This is a genomic window from Streptococcus equinus, from assembly GCF_049393735.1.
Taxonomy (GTDB): domain Bacteria; phylum Bacillota; class Bacilli; order Lactobacillales; family Streptococcaceae; genus Streptococcus; species Streptococcus equinus_G.
On sequence record NZ_CP185946.1, the window covers coordinates 154,854 to 172,096 of the forward strand.

A 17,243-nucleotide genomic window follows, 5' to 3' on the forward strand; every position below is an offset into this window, starting at 1 on the left:
TATGAGTAAATTTTTATTTGCCCCTTTTATGATGAATCTTGGCGAGAGCCAGCGACTGTCAAAGCTAGCAGAAGCATTGCTTAGAAGTGGACACGATGTTCATATCATTGGTGATAAGTACTATCCATTTATTTTTGATAATGAAGCTTATGTTTGGCATCATTGTCCAATTGATAATAGTATTTACAACAAAGAACGCTATGATTCGTTTTTCTCTTTGTCGACAGATTTTAATTTTTTAAGCGAGAGTGAGATTGAGGCTATTTGCGATTTTGAGAGGGAACTTTTGCGCAAAGAAAAGTTCGATGCTGTGGTTACAGGCTACCGCTTAAGTATCATTACGAGTTGTCGTTTAGAGAAAATACCTTTAATTTGGATTATTTCTGGAGCTACTCATATCAGTGAAATTGTGGAAAATTCAGAAGGACTTTTCTCAAATAACAAATATTTCAAATCAAATCGTTCACAGCTCAACAATCAGCAAATGAAAAAAACAGTTGAGAAAATGATAACATCATATTCTGGCAATGTCAGCACTTGGAATACGTACATCAAGCGAAACGGTGGAGAGCCATTTAAAAATGCTTTAGAACTCTTTAGAGGTGACTTGAATTTAGTCGCTGATTACTCAGACTTCTACACATTTCCGAGCAGCTCTTCTTACAAAACGGTTGGACCTATTTTGATTGATGATGTTGGTTTTTCACAACAGCCCTTAGCATCTGGTTCAAAAATTTTGTTGAGTTTTGGAACCTCCTTCAAAAGAGAATGGGTAGAAGTATTTTTGACTCAACTTCCAAGTCATTATGATTATCTGTTGACGACTTGTGGACAAGAGATTTCCTTGCCTGGTTCTCATGTTCAAACAGTTGACTTTGTTGATTTCGCGGCGCTTTCTAACAGTATTGATTTTGCGATGATTCATGGTGGTCAGGGGACAGTTTATGCGATGGCGGCTCATGGTATTCCGTTTATTGGCATTCCTTTCTTCAATGAGCAATTTTGGAATATCAAAAAATTCAGCCGTAAGCAAGCCGCGGTTTTACTTGAAAAACCTTCTAGTCAAAATATCCCTCAGATTTTAGAACAATTTGTTGCTGATTTGCCTGATTACAAGGCCAATATGTTTGCTTTGGCTAGTCAGATAAAAAAAGAAGCAGATGTTTCTTTAGAAAAAGCGGAGGCTGAAATTGCAGCATTTATCTTACAAAACAAGCGGTAATCTTGTCATTTTATATCAAAATGCTCATCGGGATTTAGACAATCAGCTGACGGGTGCACGATTAGCGCGTTACAAAGCAGCGACTCGAGAAGTGACGCGGGAAAAACTGCTTCAAGGAAGCTATTTTGTCTATCGTGCTTTGAGGAAACTTGGTTTTGCGGACGAGATTTGCAAGCAAGCTTTTTCGGTAGCGAGTACTTATTTGATTTCTTTGCCACAAGGACATATCTCTTATTCAAATTCAGGTAATTACCATGTTTTAACTTATTCTCCAACAGGTTCTTGTGGTGTGGACTTAGAGGAATACCGTGACTGTTCGCAGGCTGTTTATGATAAATTTCTTGGTTCTTGGGATGTTCAGGATAAAAAGTTAGCTTTTTATCAGAAATGGCTAGCAAAGGAAATTGCTTTTAAATGCCCAGCCGCAGATAAAATCACTTACGAGTCTTTTGACAATTATTTGCTTGGCTATTTCTTTGAAGATGAGTCAGAAATTCGCCATTTAAAACTTTAATATAAAAAAACTGAGCCCTATTAGAGCTCAGTTTTTAGTTATTCGGACGTTTACGTCTGTGACGTCGTGTCTCGATTTCTTCTAGGTAACCTGCGGTCATGATGCTGACAGGAAGTGCGATGATAGCAACGCCAAGGATTGACGAAATCATGGTGATTAATTTTCCGATGGCAGAGACGGCGTAAATATCTCCGTAGCCAACGGTTGTCAGAGAAATGGTTGCCCAGTAAAGGGCGTCAAAGAAATTATCAAAAGTCGTTGGCTCAACATTGAAAATGACGAGAGCTGAGATGAAAATATAAATGACAACTAAAGCACCAACGATTAATAAAGACTCTTTTTGCTTTTTAAGAACATGGATGAGCATGTTGATGCTTCTAGAATAACGAAAAATTTTGAATACACGAACCGTACGAATCATACGCACGATTTTGAACAATCGAAAAGTGTTATTCCAAAATAGCAGAGAAGACAAAATAGCAACAAGGTCTGTGATAGCAAGGAAAGTAAAAGGATACTTGATAAACGAAACTTTTCCTTGCTTGAGTTTGAAGTCTGCGGTCATCAAGCGGAGCACATAATCAACAATAAAAATAAGCGTCGTAACATTCTCCAAAATCGCATAAAAAGTTGAATGTGTTTTGATGGTTAAAGGAAGCAAGCTCGTAATAATGACCATGACCATGAAAATATCATAAATTCTTTCAACGGTTGTGACGTTTTTGGTTGGTTCAATGATGTCGTAAATTTTCTTTCTCATATTAGCTCCTTTAGCTTGTTAGAACTATTATAACATAGCAAAAACCATCTAAATCACTTACTTTTTGATATAATAATTTACAAAATTAAAGAACGGAGGAAAGAAATGTCAGTTGGTTTAGTATTAGAAGGTGGCGGCATGCGTGGGCTGTTTACGGCTGGTGTTTTAGACGCTTTTTTAGATGCTGGTATTGAAGTAGATGGCATTGTGTCAGTGTCTGCTGGAGCACTTTTTGGAGTGAATTTCCTGTCAAAACAAAGAGGCCGTGCTCTTCGTTATAATAAAAAATACGCCTCATCTCCTGAGTATATGGGACTTCGTTCTTGGTTAAAAACTGGAAATGTGGTTAATAAAGACTTCACTTATTATAAGGTTCCTATGGAGTTGGACATTTTTGATGAAAAGACTTTTGAAGAATCAGGAGTTCCCTTTTATGCAACAGTGACTAACTTGGCAACTGGGAAACCAGAATACCATAAAGTTGATAATGTCTTTGAACAAATGGAGTTGCTTCGAGCAAGTTCAGCTCTGCCATTAGCTTCAAAAATCGTGGAATGGAATGGCAATAAATATCTTGACGGTGGTTTGTCAGATAGCATCCCAGTTGATTTTGCTAAAAGCCTTGGCTTTGATAAATTGATTGTTGTTTTGACACGTCCGATTGATTACCGTAAAAAGCCAAGCAGCGGTCGTCTTTACAAACTCTTTTACAGAAGATACCCAAAATTTGTCGAAGTGGCTTCAAAACGTTATGAACATTACAATGCAACGGTTGAGCACATTATTGATTTGGAAAAGAAAGGTGAGCTCTTTGCCATTCGTCCAAGCCAAAATCTCGAAATTGGACGACTCGAAACTGACCCAGAAAAATTTGAAGAAATCTATCAAATCGGCTTAGCAGATGCCAAAGACGATATGGCAAAATTGAAGGAATACCTAGCAAAATGATAAAGTCAGATTTGTTTTGGTGTCAAACCAAGCTTATCGGCACATAAAAGGCATGAAATCCCCGTGATTTCGCCTTTTTTCTTTATTCTTTTCGTGGTATAATAGTAACCAATACTAAGAACATGGAGAAAAAACATGGCAACTTATAATCATAAAGAGATTGAGAAAAAATGGCAGGCTTTTTGGGCTGATAACCATACTTTCAAAACAGGGACTGACGCTGATAAACCAAACTTCTATGCGCTAGATATGTTCCCTTATCCATCTGGTGCTGGTCTTCACGTAGGACACCCAGAAGGATATACTGCGACTGATATTCTTAGCCGTTTCAAACGTGCTCAAGGTTACAACGTGCTTCACCCAATGGGTTGGGATGCATTTGGTCTTCCAGCAGAACAATACGCAATGGATACTGGTAATGACCCAGCTGAATTCACAGCTAAAAACATTGCTAACTTCAAACGTCAAATCAACTCACTTGGTTTCTCATATGACTGGGACCGTGAAGTAAACACAACTGACCCTAACTACTACAAATGGACTCAGTGGATTTTCACAAAATTGTATGAAAAAGGTTTGGCATACGAAGCTGAAGTGCCAGTTAACTGGGTTGAAGAATTAGGTACAGCTATCGCCAACGAAGAAGTGCTTCCTGACGGAACTTCAGAACGTGGTGGTTACCCAGTTGTCCGCAAACCAATGCGCCAATGGATGCTTAAAATCACAGCTTACGCAGAACGTTTGCTTAACGACTTGGATGATCTTGATTGGCCAGAATCAATCAAAGACATGCAACGTAACTGGATTGGTAAATCAACTGGTGCTAACGTTACTTTCAAAGTTAAAGACACTGACAAAGATTTTACAGTATTTACAACTCGTCCAGATACACTCTTTGGTGCAACTTACGCTGTTTTGGCTCCAGAACACCCACTTGTTGAAGCTATTACAACACCAGAACAAGCACAAGCTGTTGCAGATTACAAACACCAAGCAAGTCTTAAATCTGACCTAGCTCGTACAGACCTTGCTAAAGAAAAAACTGGTGTTTGGACTGGTAGTTATGCTATTAACCCAGTAAATGGTAAAGAAATGCCAATCTGGATTGCTGACTACGTTCTTGTAAGCTACGGAACTGGTGCTATCATGGCTGTTCCTGCCCACGATACACGTGACTGGGAATTCGCAAAACAATTTAACCTAGAAATCATTCCAGTTCTTGAAGGTGGAAATGTTGAAGATGAAGCTTACACAGAAGATGGACTTCACATCAACTCTGGCTTCCTAGATGGTCTTGATAAAGCGCAAGCTATTGACAAAATGGTTGAATGGCTTGAAGCAGAAGGTGTTGGTAACAAGAAAGTTACTTACCGTCTTCGTGACTGGCTCTTCTCACGTCAACGTTATTGGGGTGAACCAATCCCAATCATCCACTGGGAAGATGGTACAACAACAGCTGTTCCAGAAGATCAACTTCCACTTGTATTGCCAGTAACAAAAGATATCAAACCTTCAGGTACAGGTGAATCACCACTTGCTAACTTGACTGATTGGCTTGAAGTGACTCGTGAAGACGGTGTTAAAGGTCGTCGCGAAACAAATACAATGCCGCAATGGGCTGGTTCAAGCTGGTACTTCCTACGCTACATCGATCCACACAACGATGAAAAATTGGCTGATGAAGATCTTCTTAAAGCTTGGTTGCCAGTTGATATCTACATCGGTGGTGCTGAACACGCTGTACTTCACTTGCTTTACGCTCGTTTCTGGCACAAATTCCTTTATGATTTAGGTGTTGTTCCAACTAAAGAACCATTCCAAAAACTCTTCAACCAAGGTATGATTTTGGGAACAAGCTACCGCGATCACCGTGGTGCCCTTGTTGCAACTGATAAAGTTGAAAAACGTGATGGTTCATTCTTCAATATCGAAACTGGTGAAGAACTTGAACAAGCACCAGCGAAAATGTCTAAATCACTTAAAAACGTTGTTAACCCAGATGATGTGGTTGAACGTTACGGTGCTGATACACTTCGCGTATACGAAATGTTCATGGGACCACTTGATGCTTCAATCGCTTGGTCTGAAGAAGGTCTTGAAGGTTCACGTAAATTCCTCGACCGCGTATACCGCTTGTTGACAACAAAAGAAGTTGTTGCAGAAAACAACGGAAACTTGGATAAAGTTTATAACGAAACTGTTAAAGCTGTCACTGAACAACTTGAAGCAATGAAATTCAACACAGCTATCGCACAATTGATGGTATTTGTTAACGCAGCAAACAAAGAAGACAAACTCTTTGCTGACTATGCTAAAGGTTTTGTACAATTGCTAGCTCCATTTGCACCACACCTTTCTGAAGAATTGTGGCAAGAATTGACACATTCAGGTGAATCAATTTCATACGTTGCATGGCCAACATGGGACGAATCAAAACTCGTTGAAAACGATGTTGAAATTGTTATCCAAATCAAAGGTAAAGTTCGTGCAAAACTTGTTGTACCAAAAGACTCAAGCCGTGAAGAACTTGAAAAACTTGCTCTTGCAAACGAAAAAATTCAAGATGAAATCGCTGGTAAAGACATTATCAAAGTGATTGCGGTACCTAATAAACTTGTCAACATTGTTGTAAAATAAGTTTTTGATGTAAATAAAAATAAATGACGCACAGGTTGAATCCTGTGCGTTTTTGTATTTTTATTAACAGCGCTAATAAAAACTTGCAGACATCTTTAACTTGTGATAAACTTAATGTACGTACATGTTAGAAGGAGAAAAATTATGGCAGCTAAGTACCAGATACTTGCAGATGATCTTTTAGAAAAAATTTTAAACGGGGAATACCCGATTGGAAGTGTGATTCCACCAGAAAGCAAGCTGCAAGAGATTTATCAAGTTAGCCGCCATACTGTGCGACAAGCTCTTAGTTTGTTGATTCAACAAGGATATTTGAAAGCTGAAAAAGGTTCAGGAACCTTTGTTTTGAATTATAAAGATACATCAAAAAATAAGACTCAAGCAACCAAAACAATTGGTGTTATTACGACTTATTTGTCTGATTATATCTTCCCAACAATTATTGAAGGGATTGAAGAAGTGCTTCGTGAGCACGGTTATTCTCTGATGCTTAATGCAACAAATAATGACCCTGCACAAGAAGAGGAGTGCCTTAAAAGTATGATTTCCCAAGGGGTTGACGGCTTTTTGGTTGAACCGACTTCAAGTAACGAATACAATCCTAATATTGCTTATTACTCTCAATTGCGCGAAGATGGCGTGCCGGTTTATTTTTTGAATGCTTGCTATGACATGCTAGATGTGCCTTATGCGAGTCTTGATGATGAACAAGCTGGTTATGAAGCAACCAAATATCTTATCGGTAAAGGTCATACTAAGGTTGGACTTATTGCCAAGATGGATGATATGCAGGGTAAATTGCGTATGAAAGGTTTTATCAAGATGCACGAAGAAGCTGGGTTGCCTTTCCAATCTCGTTATATTGCAACCTTTACGACGAAAAATCAAAAAGAGGCAATTGAGCGATATGTTGAGGATATTTTGGCTTCAACAGATGCTCCAACGGCAATTGTCTGCTACAACGACCAAGTGGCAAGTCAACTCATTCAGGCATTGCGTGAGGTCGGGTTAACTGTGCCTAAAGATATTTCCTTGGTTAGTCACGATAATTCATATTTGGCTCAAGCGCAATTGATTACAAGTGTTAAACATCCTAAAAAGCAGCTTGGTCAAGAGGCTGCGCAACAATTAATCAGTGCTATCGAAAAGAATACTGAGATGACATCGATTCTTTATGCGCCTGAGATGATTGAACGAGATTCTGTAAAAGAAATTTAAAAAAATTTTTTGACGTTAAAAAATGATAGAAAAAGCTTGATGCTGTCCCATTTATGGGACTTTTTTTGTGCCTCATTTTTATTTTTGTCCGAACAAATTTGAATTTATCTGTTTACATGTCCGAACAGAAGTGTTATAATAATCTCGAAAATTGAAAACGGATACAAAAGGAGGGCTATCCATGGTGCATGTTATTGATGACATTAAAAATGGTCACGTATCACTAGGGGTTGAATTTGGCTCAACCCGCATAAAAGCAGTGTTAATTGATAGCAAGCAAAGACCAATTGCTTCTGGAAGTTACAATTGGGAAAATAAACTTGTCGATGGAATTTGGACATATTCATTAGAAGACATATGGACAGGTTTACAGACATCTTACCGTAATTTAAAAGCAGATGTTGCTAAGAAATATCAAGTTCCACTTAAAAAGATCGGACAAATTGGTTTTAGTGCAATGATGCACGGCTACATGGCTTTTGACAAAGAAGGCAACTTGCTCGTTCCATTTCGAACTTGGCGAAATACTATTACAGCTCAAGCCGCTAAGGAATTAAGTGATTTATTTGATTTTAATATTCCAGAACGTTGGAGTATCGCTCATCTCTACCAAGCGATGTTAAACAAAGAAGAACACGTTTCAAATATTGATTATCTGACAACTTTAGCTGGTTACATTCACTGGCAATTGACTGGTGAGAAAGTTCTCGGTGTCGGAGATGCTTCAGGGATGTTTCCGATTGATTCAGAAACAGGTGATTATAACCAAGAATTTTTGAATCTTTTTGCTAAGAAAATTGAAGCTTACGACGTTCCGTGGCAATTAAAAGATTTGTTGCCAAAAGTTTTAACAGCAGGTACGCTTGCTGGTGTTTTGACAGAAGAAGGTGCTAAACTTCTAGATCCAAGTGGTGAATTGGAATCAGGCTCAAAACTTTGTCCACCAGAAGGTGATGCTGGAACTGGTATGGTAGCGACAAATAGTGTGGCTAAACGAACTGGTAACGTCTCAGCAGGAACGTCAATTTTTGCCATGATTGTTCTTGAAAAAGCTTTGAAGAAACTTCATCCAGAAATTGATATTGTCACAACACCGGTTGGAGATTCAGTGGCTATGGTTCACGCTAATAACTGTACTTCTGATATCAATGCTTGGGTGAAAATGTTCCAAGAATTCTCAGGCTTGTGTGGTAAACCAATCAGTACAGCATACATTTACCCACTTCTTTTCAACACAGCCTTATCAGGTGATAAAGATTGTGGTGGTGTTCTAAGTTACGGTTACTATTCAGGCGAAAGCATTACAAATATCAACGAAGGTCGTCCGGTTCTTGTTCGCACGCCAGATAGCAATTTCAACGTTTCAAATTTGATGCGCAGCCACATCCTATCAGCATTCTCAACACTTGCAATTGGGATGGAAATCTTGGTCGATAAAGAAAATATCCAAATTGATAAGATTCTTGGTCATGGCGGTATTTTCAAAACACCTAAAGTTGGTCAAAGTTTGTTAGCAGCTGCGATTAACAGTCCGGTATCTGTAATGGAAACAGCTGGTGAAGGTGGTGCTTGGGGAATTGCTCTCCTTGCAGATTATATGACCCACACTGAACGTTCACTTGCTGATTATCTTGAAGAAGTTGTCTTTGCAGATGCTAATGTAGCAACTATTGAACCAGATGCTGCAGATGTTGAAGGCTTTAAAGCTTTCTTAGAAAAATACAAAAAGGGATTAGCTGTTGAACGAGCAGCAGTTGAAACGATTTAGGAGAAAGACATGTTAGAAGATTTAAAAGAAAAAGTCTATCAAGCTAACTTGGAATTACCAAAACGTCACCTTATCCAATACACATGGGGAAATGTCAGTGAGGTTGATCGTGAGTCAGGGCTCTTTGTCATCAAACCATCAGGTGTTGATTATGACAAGATGACAGCAGATGACATGGTGGTTTGTGATTTTGATGGAAATGTTGTTGAAGGTGACCTTCGACCATCATCAGATATGCCAACCCATGCGGTGCTCTACAAAACTTACCCAGAGATTGGTGGTATCGTTCATACTCACTCACCTTGGGCAGCAAGTTGGGCACAATCAGGTCTTGATGTTCCAGCCATGGGAACAACTCATGCAGACACATTTTACGGTTCAGTTCCTTGTGCACGCTTTTTAACAAAAGAAGAATTGGATGCAGGATATGAACACGAAACAGGTAATGTCATCGTAGAAACATTTACCGAACGTGGCTTGGACACGATGGCTGTTCCTGGAGTGCTTTTGCAAGGGCACGGTCCATTTACGTGGGGAACAGATGCTTATGATGCTGTCATGCATGCAGTGGTCTTGGAAGAAGTTTGTCGCATGAATGCTATCACACGCTTCCTAAACCCATTTGCACCAGAGTTGCCACAATACATCTCTGATAAACACTATAACCGTAAACATGGTAAAAATGCCTATTACGGTCAAGCAAATCGTTAACTTGTGATTAAGAATTAAAGAAAATATAAAGGAGTTTATTATGTTAGAAGCAAAAAAAGAATTTTGGTTTGTCGTTGGTTCACAACATTTGTATGGTGAAGATGCCCTTGAAGAAGTTAAAAAACATGCGCGTGAAATGGTCGCAACTTTGAATGCTAGCGGTAACCTCCCTTACCCACTTGTTTTCCAAGAAGAATTGGCTGTTTCAGCTGACAACATCACAAAATTGATGAAAGAAATTAACTACCGTGATGAAGTTGCTGGTGTTGTGACTTGGATGCACACATTCTCACCTGCTAAAATGTGGATTCGCGGAACAAAATTGCTTCAAAAACCATTGTTGCACTTGGCAACTCAATTTAATGAATCAATCCCTTGGGCAACAATCGACATGGATTTCATGAACTTGAACCAATCAGCTCACGGTGACCGTGAATATGGCTATATCAATGCTCGTCTCCAAAAAAATAATAAAGTTGTTGTTGGTTACTGGAAAAACGAAGATGTTCAAAAACAAATCGGTGACTGGATGGATGTCGCTGTAGCTTACAACTCTGGTTTTGAAATCAAAGTTGCTCGCTTTGGTGATAACATGCGTAACGTTGCTGTTACTGACGGTGATAAAATCGAAGCACAAATTAAATTTGGTTGGACAGTAGACTACTTTGGTATCGGAGATTTGGTTGAAGTGATTAATCAAGTCACTGACGAAGAAGTCGATGCTCTCTTTGCTGAATATAAAGAACTTTATGACTTTGATTATGGTAATTACGATGTTGAAACTTGGGAAAGTCATGTTAAAGAACAAGCACGTTATGAAATTGCCTTGAAACGTTTCTTGGATGCAGGTGGCTATACTGCCTTCTCAGATAACTTTGAAGACCTTCATGGTATGAAACAACTTCCAGGTCTTGCTGTTCAACGTTTGATGGCACAAGGTTATGGATTTGCTGGTGAAGGTGACTGGAAAACAGCTGCGCTTGACCGCTTCATGAAAGTAATGTCTCACAACCAAAGCACTGGATTTATGGAAGATTACACTTATGAACTTGCTGCAGGTAAAGAAGCTGCTCTTGAATCTCACATGCTTGAAGTTGACCCAACTCTTGCTCACAACAAACCAAAAATCAGTGTTAACCCACTTGGTATCGGTGGTAAAGAAGACCCAGCTCGTCTAATCTTTGATGGTAAAGCAGGTTCTGGTGTTGTCGTTTCAATGGCTGACTTCGGTACAAACTTCAAACTTTTGATTAACGAAGTTGAAGCCTTCGAACCAACAGAAGCTGCACCAAATCTTCCAGTAGCACGTGTTCTTTGGGAAGTAAAACCAAACTTCCACGAAGGTGTGAAATCTTGGATTGAAGCTGGTGGCGGTCACCACACAGTTGTTTCACTTAACGCTACATCTGACCAAGTTGTTGCTTGGGCTAAGATGGTCGGCGTTGATTACGTAGTCATTAAATAATAATCCCTAATTAGAAAATACTCCTCACTCCTATTTATTTGTTTGTATCGATGAGAGATTGACTGTGTGCAATCAGTCTTTCTCCCATTATTTTAAAAAATTTTTTAGAAAAGAAAGCGATGGTTATGACAGACTATAATTCAAAAGAATACCTATCAAAAGTTGATGCTTGGTGGCGAGCAGCTAACTACATTTCAGTAGCTCAAATGTATTTGAAAGATAATCCATTGATGCGTCGTGAAGTGACTAAAGAAGATGTTAAAGTTCACCCAATTGGTCACTGGGGAACAATTGCTGGGCAAAACTTTATTTATGCTCACTTGAACCGTGTTATCAATAAATACGACCTTAACATGTTTTACATTGAAGGACCTGGTCATGGTGGACAAGTCATGGTTTCTAACTCATACATTGACGGTTCATACACTGAACGTTATCCACAAATTACACAAGATGAAGCAGGTCTTAAAAAACTTTGTAAAATCTTCTCATTCCCTGGCGGTATTGCTTCACACGCTGCGCCAGAAACACCAGGATCTATCCATGAAGGTGGTGAACTTGGTTATGCTCTTTCACATGCCACAGGTGCTATCCTTGATAATCCTGATGTGATTGCCGCAACTGTTATCGGTGATGGTGAAGCTGAAACTGGTCCGCTTAATGCTGGTTGGTTCTCGAATACATTCATCAACCCAGTTAATGATGGTGCTGTTCTCCCAATTCTTTACCTAAATGGTGGTAAAATTCACAATCCAACAATTCTTGCTCGTAAAACGGACGAAGAATTGACTCACTTGTTTGAAGGGTTTGGTTGGAAACCTTACTTTGTAGAAGGTAAAGACCCTGAAGTTATTCACGGTCAAATGGCAGAAACCCTTGATGCTGTTATCGAAGAAATCAAAGCTATTCAAGTTGAAGCTCGTAAACATCCAGCAGAAGAAGCTACACAACCAGTTTGGCCAGTGCTTATTGTTCGTATTCCAAAAGGTTGGACTGGTCCGAAAGAATGGAATGGTGAACCAATTGAAGGTGGTTTCCGTGCTCACCAAGTTCCAATTCCAGTTGAAGCAGGTCACATGGAATATATTGACCATTTGACAAGTTGGTTGAATTCATATCGCCCAGAAGAACTCTTTAACGAAAAAGGTTACATCAAAGAAGAAATCCGTGCGATTTCACCAAAAGGTGATCGCCGTATGTCAATGAACCCAATCACTAATGCTGGTGTTGTTAAAAAACTTGACCTTGCTGATTGGCGCAAACATGCTATTGATACTACAAAACCTGGTAGTATTATGAAACAAGATATGATTGAGTTTGGTAATTATGTTGCTGATTTGATGCAAGCAAACCCAGATAACTTCCGTATCTTTGGTCCTGATGAAACAAAATCAAACCGTTTGAACAATGTCTTCAAAGTGACAAATCGTCAATGGCTTGGTCGTCGTGATGACTCATATGATGAATGGATTTCACCAGTTGGTCGTGTTATTGATTCACAATTGTCAGAACACCAAGCAGAAGGTTTCTTGGAAGGTTATGTCTTGACTGGACGTCACGGATTCTTTGCATCTTATGAATCATTCCTTCGTGTAGTTGATTCAATGATTACCCAACACTTCAAATGGTTGCGTAAATCAAAAACACACACTGATTGGCGTAAAAACTACCCATCACTTAACTTGATTGCAACATCAACTGTTTTCCAACAAGACCACAATGGTTATACTCACCAAGATCCAGGTCTATTGACTCACTTGGCAGAAAAAACACCAGAATTCATTCGTGAGTATTTGCCAGCTGACTCAAATTCACTCTTTGCAGTGATGGAAAAAGCTCTTGCTGATGAAGATAAAATCAATGTTCTTGTCACATCTAAACACCCACGTCCTCAATTCTATTCTGTTGAAGAAGCAGAAGAATTGGCGCGTGAAGGTTACAAAGTAATCGACTGGGCTTCAAACGACCACGGTCAAGAACCTGATGTTGTCTTTGCAGCAGCTGGTACAGAACCAAACTTGGAAGTTTTAGCTGGTATTTCAATTCTTCACAAAGCTTTCCCAGATATCAAGATTCGCTTTATCAACGTTGTGGATATTCTTAAACTTCGTTCACCAAAAGTTGATCCTCGTGGTCTTTCTGACGAAGAATTTAACAAACTCTTCACAACCGATAAACCAGTTATCTTTGGTTTCCACGGTTATGAAGATATGATTCGTGATTTGTTCTTCAATCGTGCTAACCACAATGTTTACGTTCATGGTTACCGTGAAAATGGTGATATCACAACACCATTTGATATGCGTGTTCTTTCAGAAATGGACCGATTCCACATTGCAAAAGATGCTGCCCAAGCTGTCCTTGGTGACAAAGCGGCTGAATTTGCTAAAGAAATGGATGACAAAGTGGCTTACCACACTGCTTACATCCGTGAAAATGGTGATGATATTCCTGAAGTTCAAAATTGGCAATGGGAAAATATTAATTAATTGTTGCTAACGATTTCATTTTAATATTTAAAAACTAATACTTATAAATCTAACTATTCTAACACGAGAAGGGAGGTCGTCAATCATGTGTGATATGTGTTTGGCGGCCTCTTTTTTTCGGTAGTTGGAAGTTTTGATGCAGGTGAATAGGTTATGAAAGAATTCGATTTAAAAGATGTTACAATTACCTCGCCTTTTTGGCAAGATTATTTGCGTTTAATCAAGGAAAAAACGATTCCTTATCAATTGCAGGTTCTAAAAGATGAGATTGCGGTAGATGTCCAAGCAGAGAGAAAAGATGACAGTCTTCCAGCAGGAAAAAGTCATGCGATTGAGAATTTTAAAATTGCTGCAGGACTTGCGACGGGAGAACATTTTGGGTGGTTTTTCCAAGATAGTGATGTTTACAAATGGATAGAGTCTGTCGGTGTTATTTTGCAAAGCCAACCGGATGCGAAACTTGAAGCAAAAGTTGATGAAGTGATTGCTATTATTGAGCAGGCTCAGGAAGATGATGGTTATCTGGATACTTACTTCCAGTTGAAATTTCCTAAATTAAAATACCGTCAGCTTTATTTTAGTCATGAATTATACTGTGCTGGGCATTTGATTGAAGCGGCGATAGCTTATGATAAGGCGACAGGAAAGGATAAGTTATTGCAGGTTGCTAAACGCTTTGTTAGCAATATCGCTGAGCAATTTGGCTATGGTGATAATCAGATTCAAGGTGCCGATGGACATCAGGAAATTGAATTAGCGCTTGTAAAATTATATGATTATACCAAAGACGACTCTTATTTGCACTTAGCACAATTCTTTATTGATGTCCGTGGAAAAAATCCAGATTTTTATCGTGAAGAAGTAGTTGCAAATCTTGCTGATGGTTTATCAGATGACAATTCATCGATTGATTTGGAGTATTTGCAGGCTTACACGCAGCCAAAACACCAAAAACATGCTGTTGGGCATGCGGTTCGTATGCTTTATATGGCAACAGGTATGGCAAAGATTGTGGCGCGTGATTTTGATGCTGAGCTTTATCAAGCTTGTCTAGATATTTGGGATGATATTGTGCATCGTAAAATGTATGTGACTGGTGGTGTTGGCTCAACGGTTCATGGCGAAGCTTTTGTTGGTTCATATGATTTGCCAAATGATACCATGTATTGTGAAACATGTGCTTCAATTGCTCTGCTTTATTTTGCTTACGAGCTATTTCAAATTTCGCCAAAAGCAGAGTATATCGATGTCATGGAGCGCGTGCTTTATAATGGTATTTTGTCAGGGGCTTCTGCGGATGGAAAACATTTCTTTTATGTTAATCCTTTAGAAGTTGATGTTGATTCTTGTCACCATAATTCTGGTAAAGGTCACGTTAAGACACAACGTCCTGATTGGTTAGGTTGTGCTTGTTGTCCGCCAAATTTTGCTCGCACCGTTGGTTCGATTGGGCGCTATATTTATCTGGAAAGCGGCAATGAACTGTTTGTTAATCTTTACATCGCAAGTCAGTTGAAGGGGAAAGATTTTGTTTTGGAACAAAAAACTGATTTTCCATTTGGAAACAAGGTTGAAATTACTTACTCTGGGGTACAAAAGACTTTGTATTTACAAGAGCCTTATTGGGCAAAAGACCTTGCTGTGACGTGTGAGAATGCTAAAGTTTTACAACGTGAAGGTCGTCGCATAAAAGTTTATCTAGAAGACGGTGCTCATATTGTTTTGCATTTTGGTCAGCCTGTCTTAGCTGTGCATAGTAATCCAGAAGTACGAGCTGATATTGGCAAAGTAGCTATTCAAAAAGGACCATTTATTTATTGTGCACAAGCTGTTGACAATCCAAATTTGAAGTACTATCGCTTAGATTCTAAATTGGTTAATCAAGCTCATGCTGTAAAAGAGACAAAAGATTTTGGAGTATATACTAGCTTGACGCTTCCTTGCCAAAAAGTTGATGCTTGGCAAGAAAAGACACTTTATCAGTTTGATTATGAAGAAACCTCACGTTTATCTGATTTGGTCATGATGCCTTACTACCTTTGGGGTAATCAAGGTGAGACAGATATGCAAGTTTGGTTTCCAGAAGTAAGGAGGAATGTCCAATGACCGCACCATGTTTTGGTTGCGCTGCAAAAGTGACGGTGTCAGACCAAGAAATCGAAGAGTCAATCGAGCAGCAATTGGCATTAGAGTTTAATTTGGTTGATGATACTGAGTGGCAACGTCGCCAGGAAATCTGTCAGACTTGTCCACAACGTGTAGGTCATACCTGTGGAAAATGTGGCTGCTACTATAAATTCAGAACAGCCTTAGCTGTTAAAATATGTCCAGAAGGAAAGTGGTAAGAAAAAAAGACGGCTATTAGCCGTCCTTTTTTGTTTTTATTAGCTATAAAATAGTTTAACTTTAATATCTTGTTTGTAATTACCAAAGTTTTCGCCAAATAGTGTACAACCACCAACATTTTTAGCATCTCCTTTGACTTCGAAACGGAATTTCCAAGTATCAGCAGAAGCATCCAAGTCAGAAATTTTAAGTGTTGATAGGAAGTCGCCATCGATGTTAGTTCCGTGTTCGGTGATACGGATTGTTTTTAGAAGACCGTATTGATTTAGGTGATCAGGATACCATTTTGGGGTGTATTTTCCTCGGATATCTCCGAAGTCACCAGGACTTGTCCATGAGCCTAGTTCTTGGTCGTTTAGTGAAAATGTGATATCAGATGGCCAATTGTTGTTGGTAAATGGAAATTCAGATGCGATTTCAAAAGAAATTTCCATCATCTTCAAGGTATCATCTTTTTTAAGCAAATTCGGTGCTTGATATTCCAAGAAACCTTGAGTGAACCAAACGATTTGAGCTTTCATACGTTCAGGAACCATGAAGTAACGAGGTTCATCCACAGGACCGATAAAGTCATCTTTACTAGCTAAACCACAAGTTGGCTCAACAGAATAGTCTGTGTAGTGACCGACAGGAATAGATGTTTCAATTGTGGAGTAGGCATTGAAGATTTTTTTAGGAAAATTAATTTCGATGCGGTCAATTCCAAGACTAACCACTTTTTGGTGACCAACACGCTCAGTTTTTACAATTTGAGCTTCTTCTAATTTTTTGATGTGCTGTGTGATTATAGCACTACTCAAATGTAATTCATCGGCGATTTCTTTGATGTGCATACGCTTTTTAGAAAGTAGTTGAATGATTTGTAATCGTACCTTGCTTGCGAGTGCTTCGTAAACAGGTAGAGCTTCAGAATTGATTTCAAGTTGCATATAAAGCACCTCCTTTAAATTAATATTAACATATTTATTAATATTTGTAAACGGTAACATTCTGAATTAACTGAAAATAAACTTTATGATTAACTTAATTTTAGAGAAAAAAATAATAAAAATATATCAAAAAACTGGAAAAAATACTTGAAATGTTAACCTAAAGTGCTATAATAAACTTATACGAAACATGAAAGCGCTTTTAATGCAAAAGAGAGAGGTGCAGATGAGATAAG

General features: G+C 38.8%; 13 protein-coding genes. 11 read left to right on the forward strand and 2 right to left on the reverse strand.

The window, feature by feature from the left end; all coding sequences use genetic code 11:
- Position 1: 1 nt before the first annotated feature.
- Together ACNTMY_RS00965 and ACNTMY_RS00970 are read left to right on the forward strand one after the other, a co-directional pair.
- Positions 2–1,222 carry a glycosyltransferase gene (locus ACNTMY_RS00965; protein ID WP_423216327.1) on the forward strand — a complete coding sequence of 407 codons (1,221 nt, stop codon included), beginning with the start codon at positions 2–4 and terminating at the stop codon, positions 1,220–1,222.
- Positions 1,191–1,736, forward strand: coding sequence for a CylK protein (locus tag ACNTMY_RS00970; protein ID WP_423216328.1), 546 nt, complete (start codon positions 1,191–1,193; stop codon positions 1,734–1,736). Before ACNTMY_RS00965 ends, ACNTMY_RS00970 begins: the two co-directional genes overlap by 32 nt.
- A 34-nt stretch (positions 1,737–1,770) precedes the next feature.
- On the opposite strand, the gene ACNTMY_RS00975 is transcribed toward ACNTMY_RS00970, so the two are convergent.
- Complete coding sequence (locus ACNTMY_RS00975; RefSeq protein ID WP_423216329.1) at positions 1,771–2,496, reverse strand: ion transporter; 726 nt, start codon at positions 2,494–2,496, stop codon at positions 1,771–1,773.
- A gap of 105 nt (positions 2,497–2,601) precedes the next feature.
- On the opposite strand from ACNTMY_RS00975, the gene ACNTMY_RS00980 reads away from it, so the two are divergent.
- The 9 genes from ACNTMY_RS00980 (at position 2,602) to ACNTMY_RS01020 (ending at position 16,077) form a co-directional block, all read left to right on the forward strand.
- Positions 2,602–3,444: a patatin-like phospholipase family protein gene (locus ACNTMY_RS00980; RefSeq protein WP_423216330.1), complete on the forward strand. Its 843-nt coding sequence runs from the start codon at positions 2,602–2,604 to the stop codon at positions 3,442–3,444.
- Positions 3,445–3,579: 135 nt separating this feature from the next.
- Positions 3,580–6,081 (forward strand): leucine--tRNA ligase, encoded by a 2,502-nt coding sequence (leuS, locus tag ACNTMY_RS00985; RefSeq protein WP_423216331.1) that lies wholly within the window; start codon positions 3,580–3,582, stop codon positions 6,079–6,081.
- A gap of 144 nt (positions 6,082–6,225) precedes the next feature.
- The gene (locus ACNTMY_RS00990; RefSeq protein WP_423216332.1) at positions 6,226–7,299 is read left to right on the forward strand and encodes a GntR family transcriptional regulator; all 1,074 of its coding nucleotides are present in this window, start codon (positions 6,226–6,228) and stop codon (positions 7,297–7,299) included.
- 181 nt (positions 7,300–7,480) lie between these two features.
- Positions 7,481–9,067: a xylulokinase gene (locus tag ACNTMY_RS00995; RefSeq protein WP_423216333.1), complete on the forward strand. Its 1,587-nt coding sequence runs from the start codon at positions 7,481–7,483 to the stop codon at positions 9,065–9,067.
- Between the two features lie 9 nt (positions 9,068–9,076).
- Positions 9,077–9,778 (forward strand): L-ribulose-5-phosphate 4-epimerase, encoded by a 702-nt coding sequence (locus ACNTMY_RS01000; protein WP_423216334.1) that lies wholly within the window; start codon positions 9,077–9,079, stop codon positions 9,776–9,778.
- A 40-nt stretch (positions 9,779–9,818) separates the two neighbouring features.
- Positions 9,819–11,243 (forward strand): L-arabinose isomerase, encoded by a 1,425-nt coding sequence (araA, locus tag ACNTMY_RS01005; RefSeq protein WP_045798294.1) that lies wholly within the window; start codon positions 9,819–9,821, stop codon positions 11,241–11,243.
- A gap of 125 nt (positions 11,244–11,368) precedes the next feature.
- Positions 11,369–13,732, forward strand: coding sequence for a phosphoketolase family protein (locus ACNTMY_RS01010; protein WP_423216335.1), 2,364 nt, complete (start codon positions 11,369–11,371; stop codon positions 13,730–13,732).
- Between the two features lie 153 nt (positions 13,733–13,885).
- The gene (locus ACNTMY_RS01015; protein ID WP_423216336.1) at positions 13,886–15,838 is read left to right on the forward strand and encodes a glycoside hydrolase family 127 protein; all 1,953 of its coding nucleotides are present in this window, start codon (positions 13,886–13,888) and stop codon (positions 15,836–15,838) included.
- Positions 15,835–16,077, forward strand: coding sequence for a DUF6171 family protein (locus tag ACNTMY_RS01020; protein WP_423216337.1), 243 nt, complete (start codon positions 15,835–15,837; stop codon positions 16,075–16,077). The genes ACNTMY_RS01015 and ACNTMY_RS01020 overlap by 4 nt, the downstream gene beginning before the upstream one ends.
- A 39-nt stretch (positions 16,078–16,116) precedes the next feature.
- Here the strand turns inward: ACNTMY_RS01020 and ACNTMY_RS01025 are convergent, their stop codons facing one another.
- Positions 16,117–17,007, reverse strand: a complete 891-nt coding sequence (locus tag ACNTMY_RS01025) for an ArsR/SmtB family transcription factor (RefSeq protein ID WP_423216338.1) — start codon at positions 17,005–17,007, stop codon at positions 16,117–16,119.
- Between the last annotated feature and the right edge of the window lie 236 nt (positions 17,008–17,243).

What these genes read in the sequence shown, in the direction of transcription:
- ACNTMY_RS00995 (WP_423216333.1), top strand. Translation starts at nt 7,481, where the DNA reads ATGGTGCATGTTATTGATGACATTAAAAATGGTCACGTATCACTAGGG.
- ACNTMY_RS01015 (WP_423216336.1), top strand. Translation starts at nt 13,886, where the DNA reads ATGAAAGAATTCGATTTAAAAGATGTTACAATTACCTCGCCTTTTTGG.
- ACNTMY_RS01010 (WP_423216335.1), top strand. Translation starts at nt 11,369, where the DNA reads ATGACAGACTATAATTCAAAAGAATACCTATCAAAAGTTGATGCTTGG.
- ACNTMY_RS01020 (WP_423216337.1), top strand. Translation starts at nt 15,835, where the DNA reads ATGACCGCACCATGTTTTGGTTGCGCTGCAAAAGTGACGGTGTCAGAC.
- ACNTMY_RS00990 (WP_423216332.1), top strand. Translation starts at nt 6,226, where the DNA reads ATGGCAGCTAAGTACCAGATACTTGCAGATGATCTTTTAGAAAAAATT.
- araA (WP_045798294.1), top strand. Translation starts at nt 9,819, where the DNA reads ATGTTAGAAGCAAAAAAAGAATTTTGGTTTGTCGTTGGTTCACAACAT.
- ACNTMY_RS01025 (WP_423216338.1), bottom strand. Translation starts at nt 17,007, where the DNA reads ATGCAACTTGAAATCAATTCTGAAGCTCTACCTGTTTACGAAGCACTC.
- leuS (WP_423216331.1), top strand. Translation starts at nt 3,580, where the DNA reads ATGGCAACTTATAATCATAAAGAGATTGAGAAAAAATGGCAGGCTTTT.
- ACNTMY_RS01000 (WP_423216334.1), top strand. Translation starts at nt 9,077, where the DNA reads ATGTTAGAAGATTTAAAAGAAAAAGTCTATCAAGCTAACTTGGAATTA.
- ACNTMY_RS00975 (WP_423216329.1), bottom strand. Translation starts at nt 2,496, where the DNA reads ATGAGAAAGAAAATTTACGACATCATTGAACCAACCAAAAACGTCACA.
- ACNTMY_RS00965 (WP_423216327.1), top strand. Translation starts at nt 2, where the DNA reads ATGAGTAAATTTTTATTTGCCCCTTTTATGATGAATCTTGGCGAGAGC.
- ACNTMY_RS00980 (WP_423216330.1), top strand. Translation starts at nt 2,602, where the DNA reads ATGTCAGTTGGTTTAGTATTAGAAGGTGGCGGCATGCGTGGGCTGTTT.